The organism is Xanthomonas massiliensis (assembly GCF_900018785.1).
Lineage (GTDB): Bacteria > Pseudomonadota > Gammaproteobacteria > Xanthomonadales > Xanthomonadaceae > Xanthomonas_B > Xanthomonas_B massiliensis.
In genome coordinates this window covers 1,091,141-1,107,621 of sequence record NZ_FCOY01000007.1, presented here as the reverse complement: position 1 = coordinate 1,107,621, position 16,481 = coordinate 1,091,141, and the positions used below count along the sequence as shown (strand labels likewise).

General features: G+C 64.8%; 15 protein-coding genes and 2 pseudogenes. 15 read left to right on the top strand and 2 right to left on the bottom strand.

The window, feature by feature from the left end:
* Positions 1-5: 5 nt before the first annotated feature.
* A complete protein-coding gene (locus BN3794_RS15020; protein WP_484606924.1) occupies positions 6-779 on the top strand; it encodes an OmpA family protein in 774 nt (257 codons plus the stop codon).
* A gap of 45 nt (positions 780-824) precedes the next feature.
* Here BN3794_RS15020 and tssA read toward each other — a convergent pair whose 3' ends face one another.
* Positions 825-1,871: a type VI secretion system protein TssA gene (gene tssA / locus BN3794_RS15015; protein WP_066098573.1), complete on the bottom strand. Its 1,047-nt coding sequence runs from the start codon at positions 1,869-1,871 to the stop codon at positions 825-827.
* 170 nt (positions 1,872-2,041) lie between these two features.
* On the opposite strand from tssA, the gene BN3794_RS15010 reads away from it, so the two are divergent.
* Both BN3794_RS15010 and BN3794_RS15005 read left to right on the top strand, forming a co-directional pair.
* Positions 2,042-4,840 carry a type VI secretion system Vgr family protein gene (locus tag BN3794_RS15010; RefSeq protein WP_066098571.1) on the top strand — a complete coding sequence of 933 codons (2,799 nt, stop codon included), beginning with the start codon at positions 2,042-2,044 and terminating at the stop codon, positions 4,838-4,840.
* Between the two features lie 13 nt (positions 4,841-4,853).
* Entirely contained in the window at positions 4,854-5,705 is an 852-nt protein-coding gene (locus tag BN3794_RS15005; RefSeq protein ID WP_222705352.1) for a DUF4123 domain-containing protein, read from the top strand.
* Between the two features lie 295 nt (positions 5,706-6,000).
* On the opposite strand, the gene BN3794_RS16650 is transcribed toward BN3794_RS15005, so the two are convergent.
* Complete coding sequence (locus BN3794_RS16650; RefSeq protein WP_160330943.1) at positions 6,001-6,177, bottom strand: hypothetical protein; 177 nt, start codon at positions 6,175-6,177, stop codon at positions 6,001-6,003.
* 291 nt (positions 6,178-6,468) lie between these two features.
* Here BN3794_RS16650 and BN3794_RS16100 point away from each other — a divergent pair, with 291 nt between their 5' ends.
* The 12 genes and pseudogenes from BN3794_RS16100 to BN3794_RS16640 all read left to right on the top strand — a co-directional run bounded on the left by BN3794_RS16100 (position 6,469) and on the right by BN3794_RS16640 (position 16,429).
* Positions 6,469-6,966 carry a DUF3304 domain-containing protein gene (locus BN3794_RS16100; RefSeq protein WP_160330942.1) on the top strand — a complete coding sequence of 166 codons (498 nt, stop codon included), beginning with the start codon at positions 6,469-6,471 and terminating at the stop codon, positions 6,964-6,966.
* A gap of 240 nt (positions 6,967-7,206) precedes the next feature.
* On the top strand, positions 7,207-7,707 hold the full coding sequence (locus tag BN3794_RS16095; RefSeq protein WP_160330941.1) for a DUF3304 domain-containing protein: 501 nt from the start codon (positions 7,207-7,209) through the stop codon (positions 7,705-7,707).
* Positions 7,694-9,403, top strand: coding sequence for a phospholipase effector Tle1 domain-containing protein (locus tag BN3794_RS14995; protein ID WP_078059797.1), 1,710 nt, complete (start codon positions 7,694-7,696; stop codon positions 9,401-9,403). Before BN3794_RS16095 ends, BN3794_RS14995 begins: the two co-directional genes overlap by 14 nt.
* A 52-nt stretch (positions 9,404-9,455) precedes the next feature.
* Complete coding sequence (locus BN3794_RS14990; protein WP_425476730.1) at positions 9,456-11,183, top strand: DUF2345 domain-containing protein; 1,728 nt, start codon at positions 9,456-9,458, stop codon at positions 11,181-11,183.
* Entirely contained in the window at positions 11,180-12,844 is a 1,665-nt protein-coding gene (locus BN3794_RS14985; protein WP_066098562.1) for an esterase/lipase family protein, read from the top strand. Before BN3794_RS14990 ends, BN3794_RS14985 begins: the two co-directional genes overlap by 4 nt.
* On the top strand, positions 12,837-13,391 hold the full coding sequence (locus BN3794_RS16500; protein WP_147675802.1) for a hypothetical protein: 555 nt from the start codon (positions 12,837-12,839) through the stop codon (positions 13,389-13,391). The genes BN3794_RS14985 and BN3794_RS16500 overlap by 8 nt, the downstream gene beginning before the upstream one ends.
* On the top strand, positions 13,388-13,861 hold the full coding sequence (locus BN3794_RS14980) for a T6SS immunity protein Tli4 family protein (protein WP_201455288.1): 474 nt from the start codon (positions 13,388-13,390) through the stop codon (positions 13,859-13,861). The genes BN3794_RS16500 and BN3794_RS14980 overlap by 4 nt, the downstream gene beginning before the upstream one ends.
* 187 nt (positions 13,862-14,048) lie before the next feature.
* Positions 14,049-14,685, top strand: a pseudogene (locus BN3794_RS14975) (DUF2345 domain-containing protein); the annotation flags it as partial.
* Positions 14,686-14,744: 59 nt separating this feature from the next.
* Positions 14,745-15,536: a DUF4123 domain-containing protein gene (locus BN3794_RS14970; RefSeq protein ID WP_160330940.1), complete on the top strand. Its 792-nt coding sequence runs from the start codon at positions 14,745-14,747 to the stop codon at positions 15,534-15,536.
* 89 nt (positions 15,537-15,625) lie between these two features.
* Positions 15,626-16,057 carry a DUF3304 domain-containing protein gene (locus BN3794_RS16090; protein WP_160330939.1) on the top strand — a complete coding sequence of 144 codons (432 nt, stop codon included), beginning with the start codon at positions 15,626-15,628 and terminating at the stop codon, positions 16,055-16,057.
* Positions 16,058-16,128: 71 nt separating this feature from the next.
* Positions 16,129-16,284, top strand: a pseudogene (locus BN3794_RS16645) (IS30 family transposase); the annotation flags it as partial.
* Complete coding sequence (locus BN3794_RS16640) at positions 16,268-16,429, top strand: hypothetical protein (protein WP_160330937.1); 162 nt, start codon at positions 16,268-16,270, stop codon at positions 16,427-16,429. The pseudogene BN3794_RS16645 and the gene BN3794_RS16640, both read left to right, overlap by 17 nt.
* The last annotated feature ends 52 nt before the right edge of the window (positions 16,430-16,481 follow it).

Genomic DNA, 16,481 nt, shown 5'->3' with positions numbered 1-16,481 from the left:
TGCGAATGCGATCTCTCCTGCCGTTGCTGTGCCTGGCCGCGTCCGCGCCGATGCCCGCCTTCGCCCAGGCCTCCGCCGCGGAGCAGCCGGTGGTGGCCGAGGGCGTGGTGCCCGACGAGGCCACCAAGCAGCGCATCCTTGCCCGCCTGCACGCGGTCTACGGCCAGGCACGCGTGGTCGATCGCGTGCAGGTGCAGTCCGTGCCGGCCCCGCCCAACTGGGGCGACTACGTGGCCAACATGATCGGCCCCGGCATCGGCCGCGTGCACGACGGCAAGCTCGAGGTGAACGGGCAATCGGTGCGCATCACCGGCCAGGTGCCCAACGAGGCCCAGCGCCAGCAGGTGGCCAGCGACCTGAGCCTGGCCAGCAACGCTTCCTACACCGTCACCAACGGCCTGCGCACCGGCGGCTCGGAACAGGCCGTGCTCGACCAGACCCTGGCCAACCGCATCATCGAATTCGAGAGCGGCAGCGCCCGGCTCACCCCCAAGGGCATGGCGATCCTGGACGAGATGCTGGCCAAGATGCGCGACATGAAGGACATCCGCGTGCAGATCATCGGCCACACCGACAACGTCGGCCAGGCCCAGGCCAACCAGGCGTTGAGCCTGGCGCGTGCGCAGGCGGTGCGGATCTACCTGGTCGAGCACGGCATCGCATCGACCTCGCTGAGCGCGCTGGGCAAGGGCGCCGACGATCCGGTGGCCGACAACGCCAGCGCCGAGGGACGTGCGCGCAACCGGCGCATCGAGTTCAAGGTGCTGCCGCCGCAGTGACGCGGCGGCGGCGTGCCCGGCCGGATGCGCGGTGCAGGTACGGGCTCAGTAGCCGCCGTTCTGGTCCTGCTCCACGTCGAGCATTTCTTCCATCTGGTGCAGCACGCTGTCGTCCTTGATCACCCGCCGCAGCCAGACGTGCAGCGGCATCTCCCCCCAGCGCGCGGCCTTCTCGGCGAGGTAGGCCACCGGGCTGTGCGGCTCGGTACGGCGGAAGAACTCGGCCACCTGGCGCAGCTGCACCAGCGCGTCCCGGCGCGTGCTCGGCGCTCCGTCAGGCGCGCGCGCGGCAGCCGGCGCGGCCGTTGCCTCGGCGGTCGTGCCGGCAACGGCCGGGGCCGGTGCCAGCGCCTCGACCAGCAGGCCCGAGTCGCCGGCGAAGCGCGATGCCGTGGACTGCAGCAGTTCCAGCCGTTCGCGCACCGCGCTGAAGCTCGGTCCATCCATGCCCAGCCGCGCGTCCACCGCCTCGCGCAAGGTCTCCAGCGCCTGCAGGCAGTCGGGGATCGTCTCGAGCAGGCCACGGTAGAAGTCGTGCGGCGTGTCCGCGCGCATGGCCTCCAGCTGGGCGAGCGTCGGCTGGTCCGGGCCTTCCTCGGCACTGGCCTGGCGCGCGCGCGCGACCTCGAAGGCTTCCAGGCCATGGCGGCCCTGCGGCGCGGACACGATCGGAATCGTGCGCAGCCACTGCAGGGAGTTGCCGAGCAGCCAGCCCAGGTTGCCGATGCGTTCCTCCTGGTCGCCCTCGATGGCCAGGGGATGCAGCCGGTCCCAGTAGCGCTCGCACAGGCCGGCCACCAGCCGGTAGCCCCGCGCCAGGCCGGCAAATCCGTCGACCTGCGTGCTCGCCTCGGCATACCAGCCGGCCAGGCGCAGGTCCTTGGTGCGACCGCGCAGCAATTCGGCGCTGGCCTTCAGCGCGGCGGGCCAGTCCGCGCTCTTGATGTCGGTCTGCCACTCGCCCTGTTCCAGGGTCGGGTCGTCGAAACGCCGGAACTCCTGGATCCGGTCGAAATCGGCGGAAAACGAAAGGTCCTCTCCGGTCGGGCTGTCGTCCGACACCGGGGCCAGCAGGTCATCCAATTCCAGCATGGCGGATCTCGCATGGGTTGTGCCCGCATTCTAGCCGGGCTCGCCGCGTTCCCGGGATGGGACTTCCCCTACAACATCGCGGGTGCCGGCTTTGGTACCTTCTGCTCCGTGTATCGAGGATCGGCGGTGGGTCCCGGGGGAGGGCCGTCGCCGGCAGGGAGCTTCAGGACATGGAACAGATACGGGCGGCGTTGGCCGCGGTGATCGGCATGGACCAGCGCACGCGCCTGCATCGCCTGGCGCTGGCCGACAACGCGCCGGACATGCTGGTGGAACGCTGGGGCGGCCGGGAACGGTTGTCCGGCGAGCATCGCTGGTGGGTGGACGTGCTGGCGCTGGATGCCGGCCTGGATCCTTCGGCCTGGCTGGGCCGGCCCGCAAGGCTCGACACGCGCCTGGCCGACGGCGGGCAGGTGCATCGCAGCGGCCTGGTGCACGAGGCACAGTGCCTGGGCAGCGATGGCGGCCTGGCGCGCTTCCGCATCGGCATCGTGCCGTGGACCTGGTGGCTGGCCCAGGGGCGCCACAGCCGCGTGTTCCAGGATCGCACGGTGATCGAGATCGTCGCATCCGTGCTGGACGCCTACGGCGAGCAGGCCGCCTGGCAGTGCAGCGAGGAAGTGGCCGCGTTCCTGGCCGGCACGCGCGCACGCAGCTACTGCGTGCAGTACCGCGAGAGCGATGCGGCGTTCCTCGCGCGCCTGCTGGCCGAGGAGGGCCTGGGCTGGCGCATCGAGGAGCATGGGCCGTCGCCGTCCGGGCATCGCCTGGTGATCTTCGCCGACAGTAGCCGGCAGCCGCGCGATGCGACCGGATCGGTGCGCTACCACCGCAGCGACGCCACCGAGGCCGCCGATACGGTGCAGGCCTTCGGGGCGCGCATGCGCCTGGGGTCGGGAAGGCTGGCGTTGCTGTCCTCGGACTACAAGAGCCGTCGCGCCACCACCGTGCAGCTCGCGCTCAAGGGAGGGGGCGGCGCGTCGTTGCGCGAGGTGTACGAGCCGGTAGGTGCCCATGCCTTCGCCGACAGCGCCGAGGCCGAGCGCCATGCACGGTTGATGGCGGAGGCGGCCGAGGCGCACTGGCGCGGCTGGCAGGGCCGTTCGACGGTGCGCAGCCTGCGCGCCGGCACCTGGCTGGAGGTGCAGCAGCTGCCCGGCGGCGCCGAGTCGCGCCAATGGCTGTTCACCGACATCCGCCATGCCGGCGTGAACAACCTGCCGGTGGACCTGCGTCGCGGCCTGGACGCGGTGCTGGGTCCGGCGCCGGCCTGTCCGGAAGATCCCGACGATCTGGCGGCCCGCGAAATCTGGAAACAGGCCGACGCGGTGGGCTATGCCAATGCGTTCGAGGCGGTGGATCGCGACCGGGCCTGGCGCCCGGTGCTGGCCGACGAGACCGGCGCACGGCTGAACCCGCGGCCGACCGCACCGGGCTACCAGAGCGCCGTGGTGGTCGGGGCAGAGGGTGCGCAGCAGGGCGAGGTGCATGCCGACGCGCTGGGGCGGATCCGGGTGAAGTTCCACTTCCAGCAGGGCCGCGAAGCGGACGACCGGCTCAGCTGCTGGCTGCGCGTGGCCCAGCGCTACGCCGGCCCCGGCGTGGGCAGCCAGTTCCTGCCGCGGGTGGGGCAGGAGGTGCTGGTCGGGTTCCTGGAAGGCGATATCGATCGCCCGGTGGTGATGGGGGCGCTGTACAACGGTCGCGGCGAAGCGGGCATCGCGCCCACGCCTGGGGGCCAGGCCGCCGAATCGGACACGGCGGCCTATGTCCAGGCAGGCGATCATCGCCCCAGCGCGCAGGCCAACCTGGCCGGCGGCCATGCCCCGGCCTGGCACGGCGCCGGCGGCGGCGAGGAGCGGCACCGCAACGCCACCGCGCTGTGGGGCATCAAGTCCAAGGAATGGAACGGCAGCGGCTACAGCCAGCTGGTGTTCGACGACAGCAACGAACAACTGCGGCTGCAGCTGGCCACCACCCAGGCGGCCACGCAATTGAACCTGGGCCACCTGATCCACCAGGCCGACAACTACCGCGGCAGCTTCCGTGGCGAGGGCTTCGAATTGCGCACCGACGCCTGGGGCGCGGTGCGCGGCGAGTCGGGACTGTGGCTGACGGCCTACGGCCGCGACGGCGCGACCGCGGCCGGCGAGGCCGTGCAGCAGGTGGCCCTGCTCACCCAACTGCAGAAACTCGGCCAGACGTTCTCGCAGGCGGCGACCACGCATCTGACAGTGAAGTTAGCCGCGCACGAAGGCGACGGCCAAGCGGAGCACAGTCGGCTGATCGACGGCCAGGCGCCGTTGCAGGCGCTGCTGACCAGCGTGAAGACGACGGTGCCGGGCGAAGCCTATGACCACGCGCAGGGCGCGGCTGGCGGACACGATGCCGGACCGGGCGAAGGCAAGGTGCCGCAGCTGGGCGACCCGTTGCTGGGCCTGGCGGCCCCGGCGGGCATCGGCTTGGTCGCGGGCCAGAGCCTGCACTGGAGCATGGGCGAGACCCTGACGCTGGCCAGCGGCCAGGGCAGCGAGGCGGCGATCGCCGGCGACGCGCGGCTGCATAGCGGCCAGGCGGTCGGCCTGCTGGCGGCAGCGGTGGAAGGCACGCAGGAGGCGACCACACTGAGCGTGGTGAGCGGCGAGGGCGAGTTGGACGTGCAGGCGCAGGGCGACGAAGTGCGGCTGCGCTCGCGGCAGGGCCTGAAGGTGGTCAGCGCCAACGCGGCGGTAGAACTGGCGGCGGGCAAGACGGTGCACCTGGCCACCGCCGGCGGCGCCAGCGTGACGATCGAAGGCGGCAACATCACCTTCGCCTGCCCGGGCAACATCCGCGTGCATGCGGCCAAGAAGTCCTTCGTCGGGCCGGTGCAGCAGGGCTACAACCTGCCAGTGTTCCCGCAAGCTGTCTGCAAGGAATGCCTGCTGCTCGCGGCCAAGCGCGCCGCTCCTTTCACGCCCAAGGGTTAGCGCAATGGCGATTGTGTTTCCGGACAGGACGTGGGATGCGCCAGCCGAGGGGGCAAGCCGCTACCTGCTGCTGGACGGGGCGCAATGCCACGCTCCGGCGCAGGTGCTCGACCGTCTTCCCGCAAGCGCCATCCGCTTGTTCGATGGCGTGCTGGCCGACGGATCGGCCGATGCATCGGTCTATCTGGCGGTATTGCCGGCCGAACTCGGGATGCGCAGGGTACTGGCGCGGATCGCAGCCGAGGCCGATTCGCTGGGGGCGGCCACCTTCCTGGATTCGCCGCTGCCGTCGTCGGAACTGGCGCAGCGGTTGATGCGCAGGCTGGATGCACGCTTCCCGAACGGCAAGCAGTTCCTGGCGCGCTTCTACGACGGGCGCGTGCTGCCGCTGCTGGCGGCGGTGTTGCGCGACCCGCAGCGGCAGCCGTTCCTGTCGCTGGGGCTGGCGTGGCACTACGTGGCTGCCGATCACACCTGGCAGACGCTGCCGTTGACCGCTCTGGCGCACGATCCCTTCGTGCCGCCGCTGGAACTGGATTCGGAGCAGCGCCGCCGCCTCATCGACGACAGTTACCCCTACACGCTGATCGACCACTTCCGGCTGACGGACCGGGAATTGCTCGATCGCCTGCCCGGGCCGGACCAGTACAGGTTCTTCCGTGCCTGCGTCGCCCTGGCGGATCGATACGGCATGCGCGATGGCGGCCGGATCCTGATGGTCTGCACCTGGGCACTGCTGAGTGGCGAGGATTTCCATGAGCAGCCGGAGTGGCGCAAGCGGCTGGAGGATTTCGCGGCCGGCCGGCGTAGCGCGCGGCAGATCGGCGACGAGGCCTATCCGATGGTCGAGGACTGGGAAGAATGAACGCCGGACAGAAATACGCGCGCAGATGGATGGTGGTGATGACCCGCGGGATCGTCCTGCCGGCCTTGAGTCTCGTGTTGGTTGGCTGTGCCGGTGTCGTGGCCAAGGGTAAGGATGAGCCGACATATTTGACGTTGTTTGCATATAACTATACGGATCGGGGATTTTTCAATGTATGGGTTGATGGAATGTGGATGGGAAAAGTGGATGCATATACCCAGGGAGGGGGGCAATGGGGCCACGGTCGCCAAGTAATCGGAAGAAGCAACACACGATCAAGGTCGACTGGGAAATCTCAGCCAGTTATTACGATTTGAAGACGAATAAGTACGTCGATGATGGGCAGCTTGTTCGCAAGCAAGCTGTTGTCCCGCTGAAGTTTCCCTATCCGTCCGATCCAAATATGCTCTTGCTGCATTTCTATCCTGACGGCCATGTCGAGGCGGAACTGGTAGGAAAGCAGCAGAATCATTGGGAAATGCGCAGGCTCCCCATCCCGGAAGGACACAAGGATCATGGACGAAACTAGGGACCCCACCGAAATTCCCGGGCAAGTCGATCTGGAGCCGGGCTCGCCCGATCCGGTCGTCGATGCCGACTTTTCTGCACGCATGTCAGTATTGGCGTGTGGGACTCGGCTGCTGGGTGTCTCAAAGCGTGGCAGGTACCAAGTGGCGTTGATGCGCAGATGGGGTCTCTCGAACTGATGCGGTCGGCGTTGTTTTGTCAAGAGAAACAGTTTGGGAGGGAAAGAATGGATGGAATGAAGTCCGTAGTCGTTGCAATAGGCGTGGTTGTATTGCTTGCCACGATGACATTGGCCGGCTGCGCCGTGGCCAAGGGTAAGGATAAGTCGACGTATCTGACGTTGTTTGCATATAACTATACAGATCGGGGGATTCTGAATATTTGGGTTGATGGAATGTGGATGGGGGGGGCGGATGCTTATACCAATGGTGGTAGCGCAATGGGACCGCGTTCGCCAAGTAATCGGAAGGAACAACACACTGTCAGGGTGGTGTGGGAACTTTCGGATCGTTACGATTTGACGACAAATAAATATGTCAAAGTCGGTCCTCTTGAAAAAATGGAAGCGATTGTTCCGCTGAAATTCCCCTATCCGTCCGATCCAAATATGCTCTTGCTGCATTTCTATCCTGACGGCCATGTCGAGGCGGAACTGGTAGGAAAGCAGCAGAATCATTGGGAAATGCGCAGGCTCCCCATCCCGGAAGGACACAAGGCCCATGGACGAAACTAGGGACCCCACCGAAATTCCCGGGCAAGTCGATCTGGAGCCGGGCTCGCCCGATCCGGTCGTCGATGCCGACTTTTCTACACGCATGTCAGTATTGGCGTGTGGGACTCGGCTGTTGGGTGTCTCGGAGCGTGGCAGGTACCAAGTGGCGTTGATGCGCACGATGCAGATGGGGTTTATCGAACTGATGCGGTCGGCGTCATTTTGCAAGAGACACGATCTGCGAGGAAAAAAATGGATGGAATGAAGTCTGTACTCGTTGCAATAGGCGTGGTCGTATTGTTGGCCATGATGGGGGGGGCTGGTTGCGCGGTGGCCAAGGGCCGGGACAAGCCCAAGTACCTGACATTATTTGCATATAACTACACGGATCGAGGGATTCTGAATGTTCGGGTTGACGGCATTTGGATGGGGGGGGTGTCTGCATACACCAATGGAAAATCTGCGATGGGCCCGCGGCCGCCAAGTAATCGGAAGAGGCAACACACGATCAAGGTCGACTGGGAAATCTCAGCCAGTTATTACGATTTGAAGACGAATAAGTATGTCGATGATGGCCAGCTTGTTCGCAAGCAAGCTGTTGTCCCACTGAAATTCCCCTATCCGTCCGATCCAAATATGCTCTTGCTGCATTTCTATCCTGACGGCCATGTCGAGGCGGAACTGGTAGGAAAGCAGCAGAACCATTGGAAGATGCGCAGGTTCCCTATCCCGGAAGGACACAAGGCCCATGGACGAAACTAAGGACCCCACCGAAATTCCCGGTCAGGTCGATCTGGAGCCGGGCTCGCCCGATCCGGTCGCTGATGCCGACCCTTCTGCGCGCATCGCGCGAATGGCGCGCGGGACGCGACCGTTGAGTACTGCGGAACGTGACCGGCGGCAGACGGCGTTGATGTGTACGATTCCTGCTCCGGAAGAGGCCACCAGCGGATGTACCCAGGTTCTGCATCTGTCGGTGTTTTTCGATGGGACGGGTAACAATCGCGACGAGGAAATGGCCAAGCCTGAAGAAAGGCGTGCATTATCGAATGTCGCGCGTCTTCACTACACACATGTCGATGAAACCGACAATATCTCGGCTCCTTATCTGGCCGGAGTCGGCACACCCTGCCCGGAAGTGGGCGACAAGGGCGGCACCCTGGGCCTGGCGATCGGCAAGGGCGGTGGCGAGCGCGTGGCCTACGCGCTGGAGCAACTGGACGCGCTGATCGACAGGCAGCCGCCGAGCATGAAGATCCTCGTCGTCAACGTATCGGTGTTCGGCTTCTCGCGCGGGGCAGCGCAGGCGCGTGCCTTTGCGCGCGACCTCGCGGCGCGCTGCGAGCGCCAGTCCGACGGGACTTGGCATTACCGCGACATCCCGGTGCGGATCGGCTTCATGGGGGTGTTCGATACCGTGTGTTCGGTGTGGTCGAGCATGGCCGGGGCGCTGGTCAATCGCAACGACGGGCACGGCGAGTGGGCGAATGACGTCAAGCTGCCGGCGATGGTGGAGCAGTGCGTGCACATGACCGCCGCGCACGAGCTGCGGGGGCAGTTTCCGCTCGATTCCACCCGCGACGACGCCAGTTATCCGCCCAATACGCTGGAGGTGTGGTACCCCGGCGTCCACTCGGACGTGGGCGGCGGCTACGACCCGAAGCACCAGGGCCGCAAGAACAGCATCGCCCGCTTCGCCCTGAACGAGATGTACGACATGGCCCGGGCCGGAGGCGTACTGTTGCAGTCTGTCGATGATCTGGTTCCAGAAATAAGAGCGGAATTCGACAAGGACGACCCCGAACTCCGTGCCGCCTACAACGGCTACCTGCAGGCGGTGCGGCTCAAGCGCGGGCGCATGGAGGACGTGCAGGCGGCGCACATGGAACTGCTGCACCGCTGGCTCAGGCTGCGGGTGGAGCGCGGCGACGATCTGGACTCGATACAGCGCCTGGCCGCACGCCAGCAGGCGCTGGAGGCGGAACTCAAGACCCTGCATCGCCGGCGTCGGCAACTGGAAGGGCCTCGCACCGGCGATGCCTTCCCCGCGCCTGTCGGGGAGGCGGACAGGGCCGAGTGGAACGAGGTCTGGGCGCAGATCGAGGCGAAGGACGAGGAACTGTCGGAAGTGAAGAAGCAGCGCAAGGGCCTGGGCCGCGAAACCGGTGCGCTGGAGCGCGGCATGACCCGGCTCCGGCGCAAGCGTGCGGCCGGCCGGCGGCTGACCCTGAGCGAGCGCACCATGCTCGATGCCTGGGACGATGCGCGGCCGTTGCCCGAGCAGGTGGCGGCCTTCTTCGACGACTATGGCCACGACTCGGTCTCGCACTGGTTCATCGGCGACCTGACCGCGTGGCGGACCCTGTACTTCGGCGCCGCCAAGTACAAGCCCGAGCGGGTCGACGCTGCCGATGCTGTCAGTCAGGAAGGTTCACACCTGGCCGAGGTCGGGCGATAGGCTCATCCGGCCAGGACTGCGAGCGGTGGAGTACCCCCGGCCGTGGCGTCCGGTGCTGGCCGACGAGACCGGAGCACGGTTGAATCCGCGGCCGACCGCACCGGGCTACCAGAGCGCCGTGGTGGTCGGGGCAGAGGGTGGGCAGCAGGGCGAGGTGCATGCCGACGCGCTGGGGCGGATCCGGGTGAAGTTCCACTTCCAGCAGGGCCGCGAAGCGGACGACCGGCTCAGCTGCTGGCTGCGCGTGGCCCAGCGCTACGCCGGCCCCGGCGTGGGCAGCCAGTTCCTGCCGCGGGTGGGGCAGGAGGTGCTGGTGGGGTTCCTGGAAGGCGATATCGATCGCCCGGTGGTGATGGGGGCGCTGTACAACGGTCGCGGCGAAGCGGGCGTCGCGCCCACGCCCGGCGGCAAGGCAACCGCATCGGACACCGCGGCCTATGCCCAGGCAGGCGATCATCGCCCCAGCGCGCAGGCCAACCTGGCCGGCGGCCACGCCCCGGCCTGGCACGGTGCCGGCGGCGGCGAGGAGCAGCACCGCAACGCCGCCGCGCTGTGGGGCATCAAGTCCAAGGAGTGGCACGGCAGCGGCTACAGCCAGCTGGTGTTCGACGACAGCGACGAACAACTGCGGCTGCAGCTGGCTACCACCCAGGCGGCCACGCAGTTGAACCTGGGCCATCTGGTCCACCAGGCCGACAACTACCGCGGCAGTTTCCGCGGCGAGGGCTTCGAACTGCGCACCGACGCCTGGGGCGCGGTACGCGGCGAGTCGGGGCTGTGGCTGACGGCCTACGGCCACGCCGACACGGCCCCGGCCGGCGAGGCGGTGCAGCAGGTGGCCCTGCTCACCCAACTGCAGCAGCTGGGGCAGACATTCTCGCAGGCGGCGGCCACCCACCAGACGGTGAAACTGGCCGCGCACGAAGGTGCCGGCCAGGCCGGGCACAGCCGGCTGATCGACGGGCAAGCGCCGTTGCAGGCACTGCTGACCAGCGTCAGGACCACCGTGCCGGGTGGGGCCTTCGACCCGGCACAAGGCGCCGCCGCCGACCGCGACGCCACGCCGGGCGCAGGCAAGGTCCCGCAACTGGGCGATCCGCTGCTGGGCCTGGCGGCGCCGGCGGGCATCGGGCTTATTGCCGGCCAGAGCCTGCACTGGAGCGTGGGCGAGACGCTGACGCTGGCCAGCGGCCAGGGCAGCGAAGCGGCGATCGCCGGCGATGCGCGCCTGCATAGTGGGCAGGCGATCGGCCTGCTGGCGGCGGCGGTGGAAGGCACGCAGGAGGCGACCACGCTGAGCGTGGTGAGCGGCGAGGGCGAGCTGGACGTGCAGGCGCAGGGCGACGAAATACGCCTGCGCTCGCGGCAGGGCCTGAAGGTGGTCAGCGCCAACGCGGCGGTGGAACTGGCGACGGGCAAGACGGTGCACCTGGCCACCGCCGGCGGCGCCAGCGTGACGATCGAAGGCGGCAACATCACCTTCGCCTGCCCGGGAAACATCCGCGTGCATGCGGCCAGGAAGTCCTTCGTCGGACCGACTCAGTTGAGTCGGGAAATGAACATGTGGCCACGAACGAAGTTTGACGACGCCTATGTGGTGCGCCATGAACTGACCGGGGAGCCGCTCAAGCACGTAGAAGTCGAATTGCGTCGTAACGATGGAGCAATCCTCAGGCTGACCACGGATGAGCAGGGGCGTTTGCCCACGCAACGCAGCGAATGGCTCGAACAGGTGGCGATGCGGGTGTTGGGCCGAGCGAGCGATGGAGGACAGGGATGAGTGATGCGGACAAGGAAGAAAAGGCCATCTGGTCCTCGGTGGATCGCAAGTCCGGCGAACGCATCTGGCAGACGCATCTGACGCCGCAGTCGGACCTGACGCTCAAGACGATCTACGCCAAGCCGCCGGCAGTGATTCCGATCGTGTTCCTGCCGGGAATCATGGGTACGAACCTGAGGACACGCGGCAAGCGCGATGCAGTTTGGCGCCCGCCGAACGGTATCGTGGAGAAGCTGTCGGCGGTGTTCACCTGGATGTGGCGCGGGCCCAAGACCCGGCAGAGCATGCTGGACCTGAGGACAGTGGAGGTCGATCCGGATGGCCCGATCGACGTGGGCGATTGCGGCGTGTCGGAAGCTTTGGCACGCGAGCGCGGGTGGGGTACGGTGATGAAGAGTTCGTACCACCCCGTGCTGGCGGTGATGCAGAAGACATTGAACGCGATTGCCCAGTACGAGGCGGGTACGCCCCTTGCGTCGCCCCGTTCCGGCCCGGCATTACGGGGTGGATGGAAAATGTCGGGGACGCTCGATCCTGCCGAATTCGGAGAGCAGCTTGGTGCACCGGCACTGAGCGAGGCGGAGCTGGTCAAGGCTGCCCATTACCAGTTCGACGTCTGGTGCGCGGGCTACAACTGGCTGCAATCGAACCGGGCCTCCGGCGAGGACGTGAGGGACTACATCGAGCACACGGTGCTGGCGCACTACCGGGGAAAAGGAATCCCGGCGAACAAGGTGATCCTGGTGACGCACTCGATGGGAGGCCTGGTGGGCCGGTCGCTGACCGAGCTGCACAAGTACGACAAGGTGCTGGGCGTGGTGAACGGCGTCCAGCCGGCGACTGGAGCGCCGGCGTTCTACCACCATGCGCGCTGCGGCTACGAAGGGGCGGAACAGGTGGTGCTGGGGCGCAATGCCGGGGAGGTGACGGCGGTCATCGCCAACGCGCCGGGCGCCCTGGAACTGGCACCGAGCTTGGATTACGACAACGGCATGCCATGGTTGTTCCTGCACGATACCAAGACCAACCAAGTGACGGCCCTGCCGGCGAAGAAGAATCCCTACGAGGAGATCTATGCCAATCCAGCGTGGTATGGGTTGGTGCCAGAAGAGAACTCGAAGTACTTGAATATGCAGGGTGGGGTAGATAAAGATCCAAAATATGCGCCAAGAGATAAATTTATAAAATCGATAAAAAAGGTTGAGGTATTCCATCGAAATGTAGAGAAAAAGTACTTTTCCAGCACATTCATTCATTACGGCGCAGAGGTCGCATTTCATAGCTGGCACTCCATTACGTGGCGAGGTGACTTGGTAGGCCTAGGGTTAGGCAGTTATATTGACGATGGGAACGGCGTCTATTCCCGCCGTGAAGTAGTACCTGTCGAGCTGAGAAATTCTGTTTCATACGTCAAGAAGGGGGTGGAGTTAAAACCGGGACTATCGTCGCGGGGAGGAGACGGTACCGTACCGGCCCCATCGGGGGCTGCGCCCGCACATGCCAAGGTTGCAGCGAGCTTCTGCCACGGAAGCAACGGGAACGGCGAGTTGAATGCGGCCAAGGGCTACGATCACCAAAGCAGTTATCAGGATTCCCGCGCGCAGTGGGCGACGTTGTACAGCATCATCAAGATTGCGCAGTTGGCGGATTGGCATGAATAAGAAGCGTCTAGCCATTGCCCGAATGATAGTGGTGGTTGCTTTGTGCAGCCTTGCCTTTGGATGTGGGAGTAGAAAGGTGATGCCGATGGACAGGACGGGGTGGAAAACACATTGCATTGGGCGATTTCTAGTGGAGTTGCCTACAAATGCCGAAGTGAGTTCTATATATAAGATATGGGGTGACGAATTTAGGTGGATGAGTGATGATCCTGTGCATTTGCAGAAAATGGTAATTGAAAGAAGAGCTGAGCTCGAAAGAATAAGGCGCGGTGAAGGCAGCTCTTTTGTTGAAATGGTTAATCATGAGGGTGGGGGAGTAACATTGCTTTCTTGGGATGTTGAACTGCCTGATAGCGATGATTTTATGTGGATGGATTCATATTTCGTTGGTCATCCTGCGGGTAGGGTTTTCAATTATAGTGGCGGGTTTTCAGCAAAAAAAGGGCTTCTGCTCTGGATTTTGCAAGTAATTTATCAAGGAGCATTGTTGCCACGAAGGACGGTGAAGCGGTTACGGCTCCCGGTTACTGCGTCGATAAGGGTGTGATTATTGGCGATGAATTTCGCTCGGAATCCTTCAACATCGGCGTGACTCTTCCCAATCATCCCGGAATGAACATCACCCTGTTCGCGACCACGCAGGGCGAGGTGGACAAGGAAACGCTGCTGGACCGCACGGCCGGGACGGAGGCGTTCTTGCTGGCGAAGGGAGCCAAGCGCCTGCGCAAGGGCAAGCGTGCGGCCGGAGGTGGGGTCATCCCCGGTGAGGAATACCTGGTCGTCGGCGATGAGGATGGACAGCGCCAGTACGGTTTTACCTGGGAATCGCCGGGCAAGGCAGACTCGGTTGCCGAGCCGTACATGACGGTCGAACTGCAAGTACTGGGGCAGTCGGTGGTGGACGAGGATCACCCTTACAAGCCCGCCTTTGCTTCCGACGAAGAAGCCTTGCAGCTATGGGACGCGATTCTCGAATCGCTGCGGCCGCGTCCGGGAGCGGCGTCTCCGGGACGCTGAGCAAGGCGGCATCAGCAGGGTGAGTCTAAAGGGCAGCCAGGGCGACCCGCAGCGGGATGTTGCACGAGACGCACTGGCTGGGCAGCGCCCGGGGGGCAGGCCGCCGAATCGGACACCGCGGCCTATGGCCAGGCCGGCGATCATCGCCCCAGCGCGCAGGCCAACCTGGCCGGCGGCCATGCCCCAGCCTGGCACGGCGGCGGCGGCGGCGGCGGCGGCGGCGGCGAGGAGCGGGGCCGGGCGAAGGCAAGGTGCCGCAGCTGGGCGATCCGCTGCTGGGTCTGGCGGCGCCGGCGGGCATCGGCCTGATCGCCGGGCAGAGCCTGCACTGGAGCATGGGCGAGACCCTGACGCTGGCCAGCGGCCAGGGCAGCGAAGCGGCGATCGCCGGCGATGCGCGCCTGCATAGTGGGCAGGCGATCGGCCTGCTGGCGGCGGCGGTGGAAGGCACGCAAAGCGAGGCCACCAGCCTGAGCATCGTCAGCGGCGAGGGCGAGCTGGACATCCAGGCACAGAGCGACGAAGTGCGCCTGCGCTCGCGGCGGGGATTGAAGGTGGTCAGCGCCAACGCGGCGGTGGAACTGGCGGCGGGCAAGACGGTGCACTTGGCCACCGTCGGCGGCGCCAGCGTGACGATCGAAGACGGCAACATCACTTTCGCCTGCCCGGGCAACATCCGTGTGCATGCAAGCAAGAAGACATTCGTCGGGCCGGTGCAGCAGAACTATCGGTTACCGGTATTCCCGCAATCGATATGCAAGGAATGTCTGCTCATCGCTGCCCGTAACGCTGCGCCGTTTTCGCCCTTGGGGGGTGGCGCTTGACTCCGCCACTTCCTCCTGAGTTCATCGCGTCGGCGATTTCCGGGCGACGATACTTGCTATTGGATGGTGCCCAGTACCAAGCCGATCCAGCCGACCTTTGCCGGCGTGGGATGCGGGTGGAGGCGTTGCTGGACGGCGAGATGGAGGGGATCGGACGCAATGTCGCGCCTCACCTGCTCGCATGTGCCAGCGAGGACCTTCTTATCCGAATGCAGCCAGGCATCTTGCGGAACAGCATCTCACCCCATGCGCTGTTGTACTTGGACAGTCCGCTGGAATTTGCACAGCTTGCGGCCAGGCTGAGGCGAAGGCTGCTGATCCAACTTCCCAATGGCAGGAAAATGCTGCTCCGGCTACAGGATGCGCGGGTGCTGGAACCCCTGGTTCAGGTACTGGCTGGCGCGCAATTCGATGACTTCTTCAATTTCTGCGAACGCTGCTGGTATGTGGATACGTCGCTGAACTGGTCGCGTGTCGACGCGAAGGTGTCAGCCCACGACCCGGAGAACTATTGCCTGCAACTGGATGGCGCACAGCGCAAAGCGCTGCAGGATGCCTGCTACCCCCATGCGGTGATTGCTCATTTCCTCGATACCGAGCCGGCCCTGCTCGATCCGGTTTCCTCCGGTGAGCGTTATGCCTGCATCCGCGATGCGCTACGGGCGGCCCGGCAGTTCGGGATCGAGCAAAGCGCCGATGCGATCGTCTTCTGTACCCTCGCCCTCGTGGAAGGCAGGGAATTCCATCAGCGGCCCGACTGGCGGCAATGGCTGGCGGAGGTGGCTCAGGGTCACCGCACGCTGTCCGAGGTGCTGGACGAGCACTACTTGGGAACAAGCGAGGAGGTCTGATGGTTCACGTAACGAGCAGATTGTTTATTTGCATGGTCCTGGCACTGTCATGGCTGCCTGCTTGCAGCCGCGAGAAAGGATACGAAACCATGGTCGACGATCCTGATCTGCTGGTCAAACACGGTGTCACCATTACTACCTTCAATTACACCGATCATGCGATCAATGACGTAGTGGTAAATGGCGTTTGGACCGGGAGAGTTCATGTATACAGTGAAGGAGGAGGTGCAGGTGGATTGCTGGTGCCACGCGACCGCAACAAGCAGTATCGGGTCAAGGTGGAATGGGAGGTTGGAAGCCACTACGACTTGAAGACGAATCGCTACCAGCGAGACAAACCTCAGCTCGTGCACCATGAGGCAATAATCCCAATTAAATTCCCCTATCCCAAGAGTATCCACTTCCTTGCCGTGCACTTCTATCCGGATGGACATGTGGAGGCGGAGTTCACGGACGATTTTGCAGAGCGGCGTGTTCCAGCGCCGGAGGATTTCGACCTGGGAGCCGGCAGCCGTGAGTGAAACCCACGATCCCACCCGTGTCCCCGGCCAGCATGACCCGGCGCCGGGCGATCGCGCTCCGCGCACTGAACCTTCCACGAGGCATGGACTTCGCGGCCATCACCGATGAACAATTGCGCTGGGTCGAGCAACGGCTCAACACGCGACCACGCAAGACACTAGGATTCAAGACGCCCCTCGACGTCTTCGTCAAGGAATTCAGCAATTGTGTTGCGAATCAAAGTTGAATTCGCCACCCTCGCCCTCGTGGAAGGCAGGGAATTCCATCAGCGGCCCGACTGGCGGCAATGGCTGGCGGAGGTGGCTCAGGGTCACCGCACGCTGTCCGAGGTGCTGGACGAGCACTACCTGGGAACAAGCGAGGAGGTCTGATGGTTCACGCAACGAGCAGATTGTTTATTTGCATGGTGCTGGCACTGTCATG

Coding starts and splice junctions, on each gene's coding strand:
- BN3794_RS14985 (WP_066098562.1), top strand. CDS start 11,180: ATGAGTGATGCGGACAAGGAAGAAAAGGCCATCTGGTCCTCGGTGGAT.
- BN3794_RS14995 (WP_078059797.1), top strand. CDS start 7,694: ATGGACGAAACTAAGGACCCCACCGAAATTCCCGGTCAGGTCGATCTG.
- tssA (WP_066098573.1), bottom strand. CDS start 1,871: ATGCTGGAATTGGATGACCTGCTGGCCCCGGTGTCGGACGACAGCCCG.
- BN3794_RS15010 (WP_066098571.1), top strand. CDS start 2,042: ATGGAACAGATACGGGCGGCGTTGGCCGCGGTGATCGGCATGGACCAG.
- BN3794_RS16650 (WP_160330943.1), bottom strand. CDS start 6,177: ATGATTCTGCTGCTTTCCTACCAGTTCCGCCTCGACATGGCCGTCAGG.
- BN3794_RS16100 (WP_160330942.1), top strand. CDS start 6,469: ATGAAGTCCGTAGTCGTTGCAATAGGCGTGGTTGTATTGCTTGCCACG.
- BN3794_RS15020 (WP_484606924.1), top strand. CDS start 6: ATGCGATCTCTCCTGCCGTTGCTGTGCCTGGCCGCGTCCGCGCCGATG.
- BN3794_RS16500 (WP_147675802.1), top strand. CDS start 12,837: ATGAATAAGAAGCGTCTAGCCATTGCCCGAATGATAGTGGTGGTTGCT.
- BN3794_RS16095 (WP_160330941.1), top strand. CDS start 7,207: ATGAAGTCTGTACTCGTTGCAATAGGCGTGGTCGTATTGTTGGCCATG.
- BN3794_RS16090 (WP_160330939.1), top strand. CDS start 15,626: ATGGTCGACGATCCTGATCTGCTGGTCAAACACGGTGTCACCATTACT.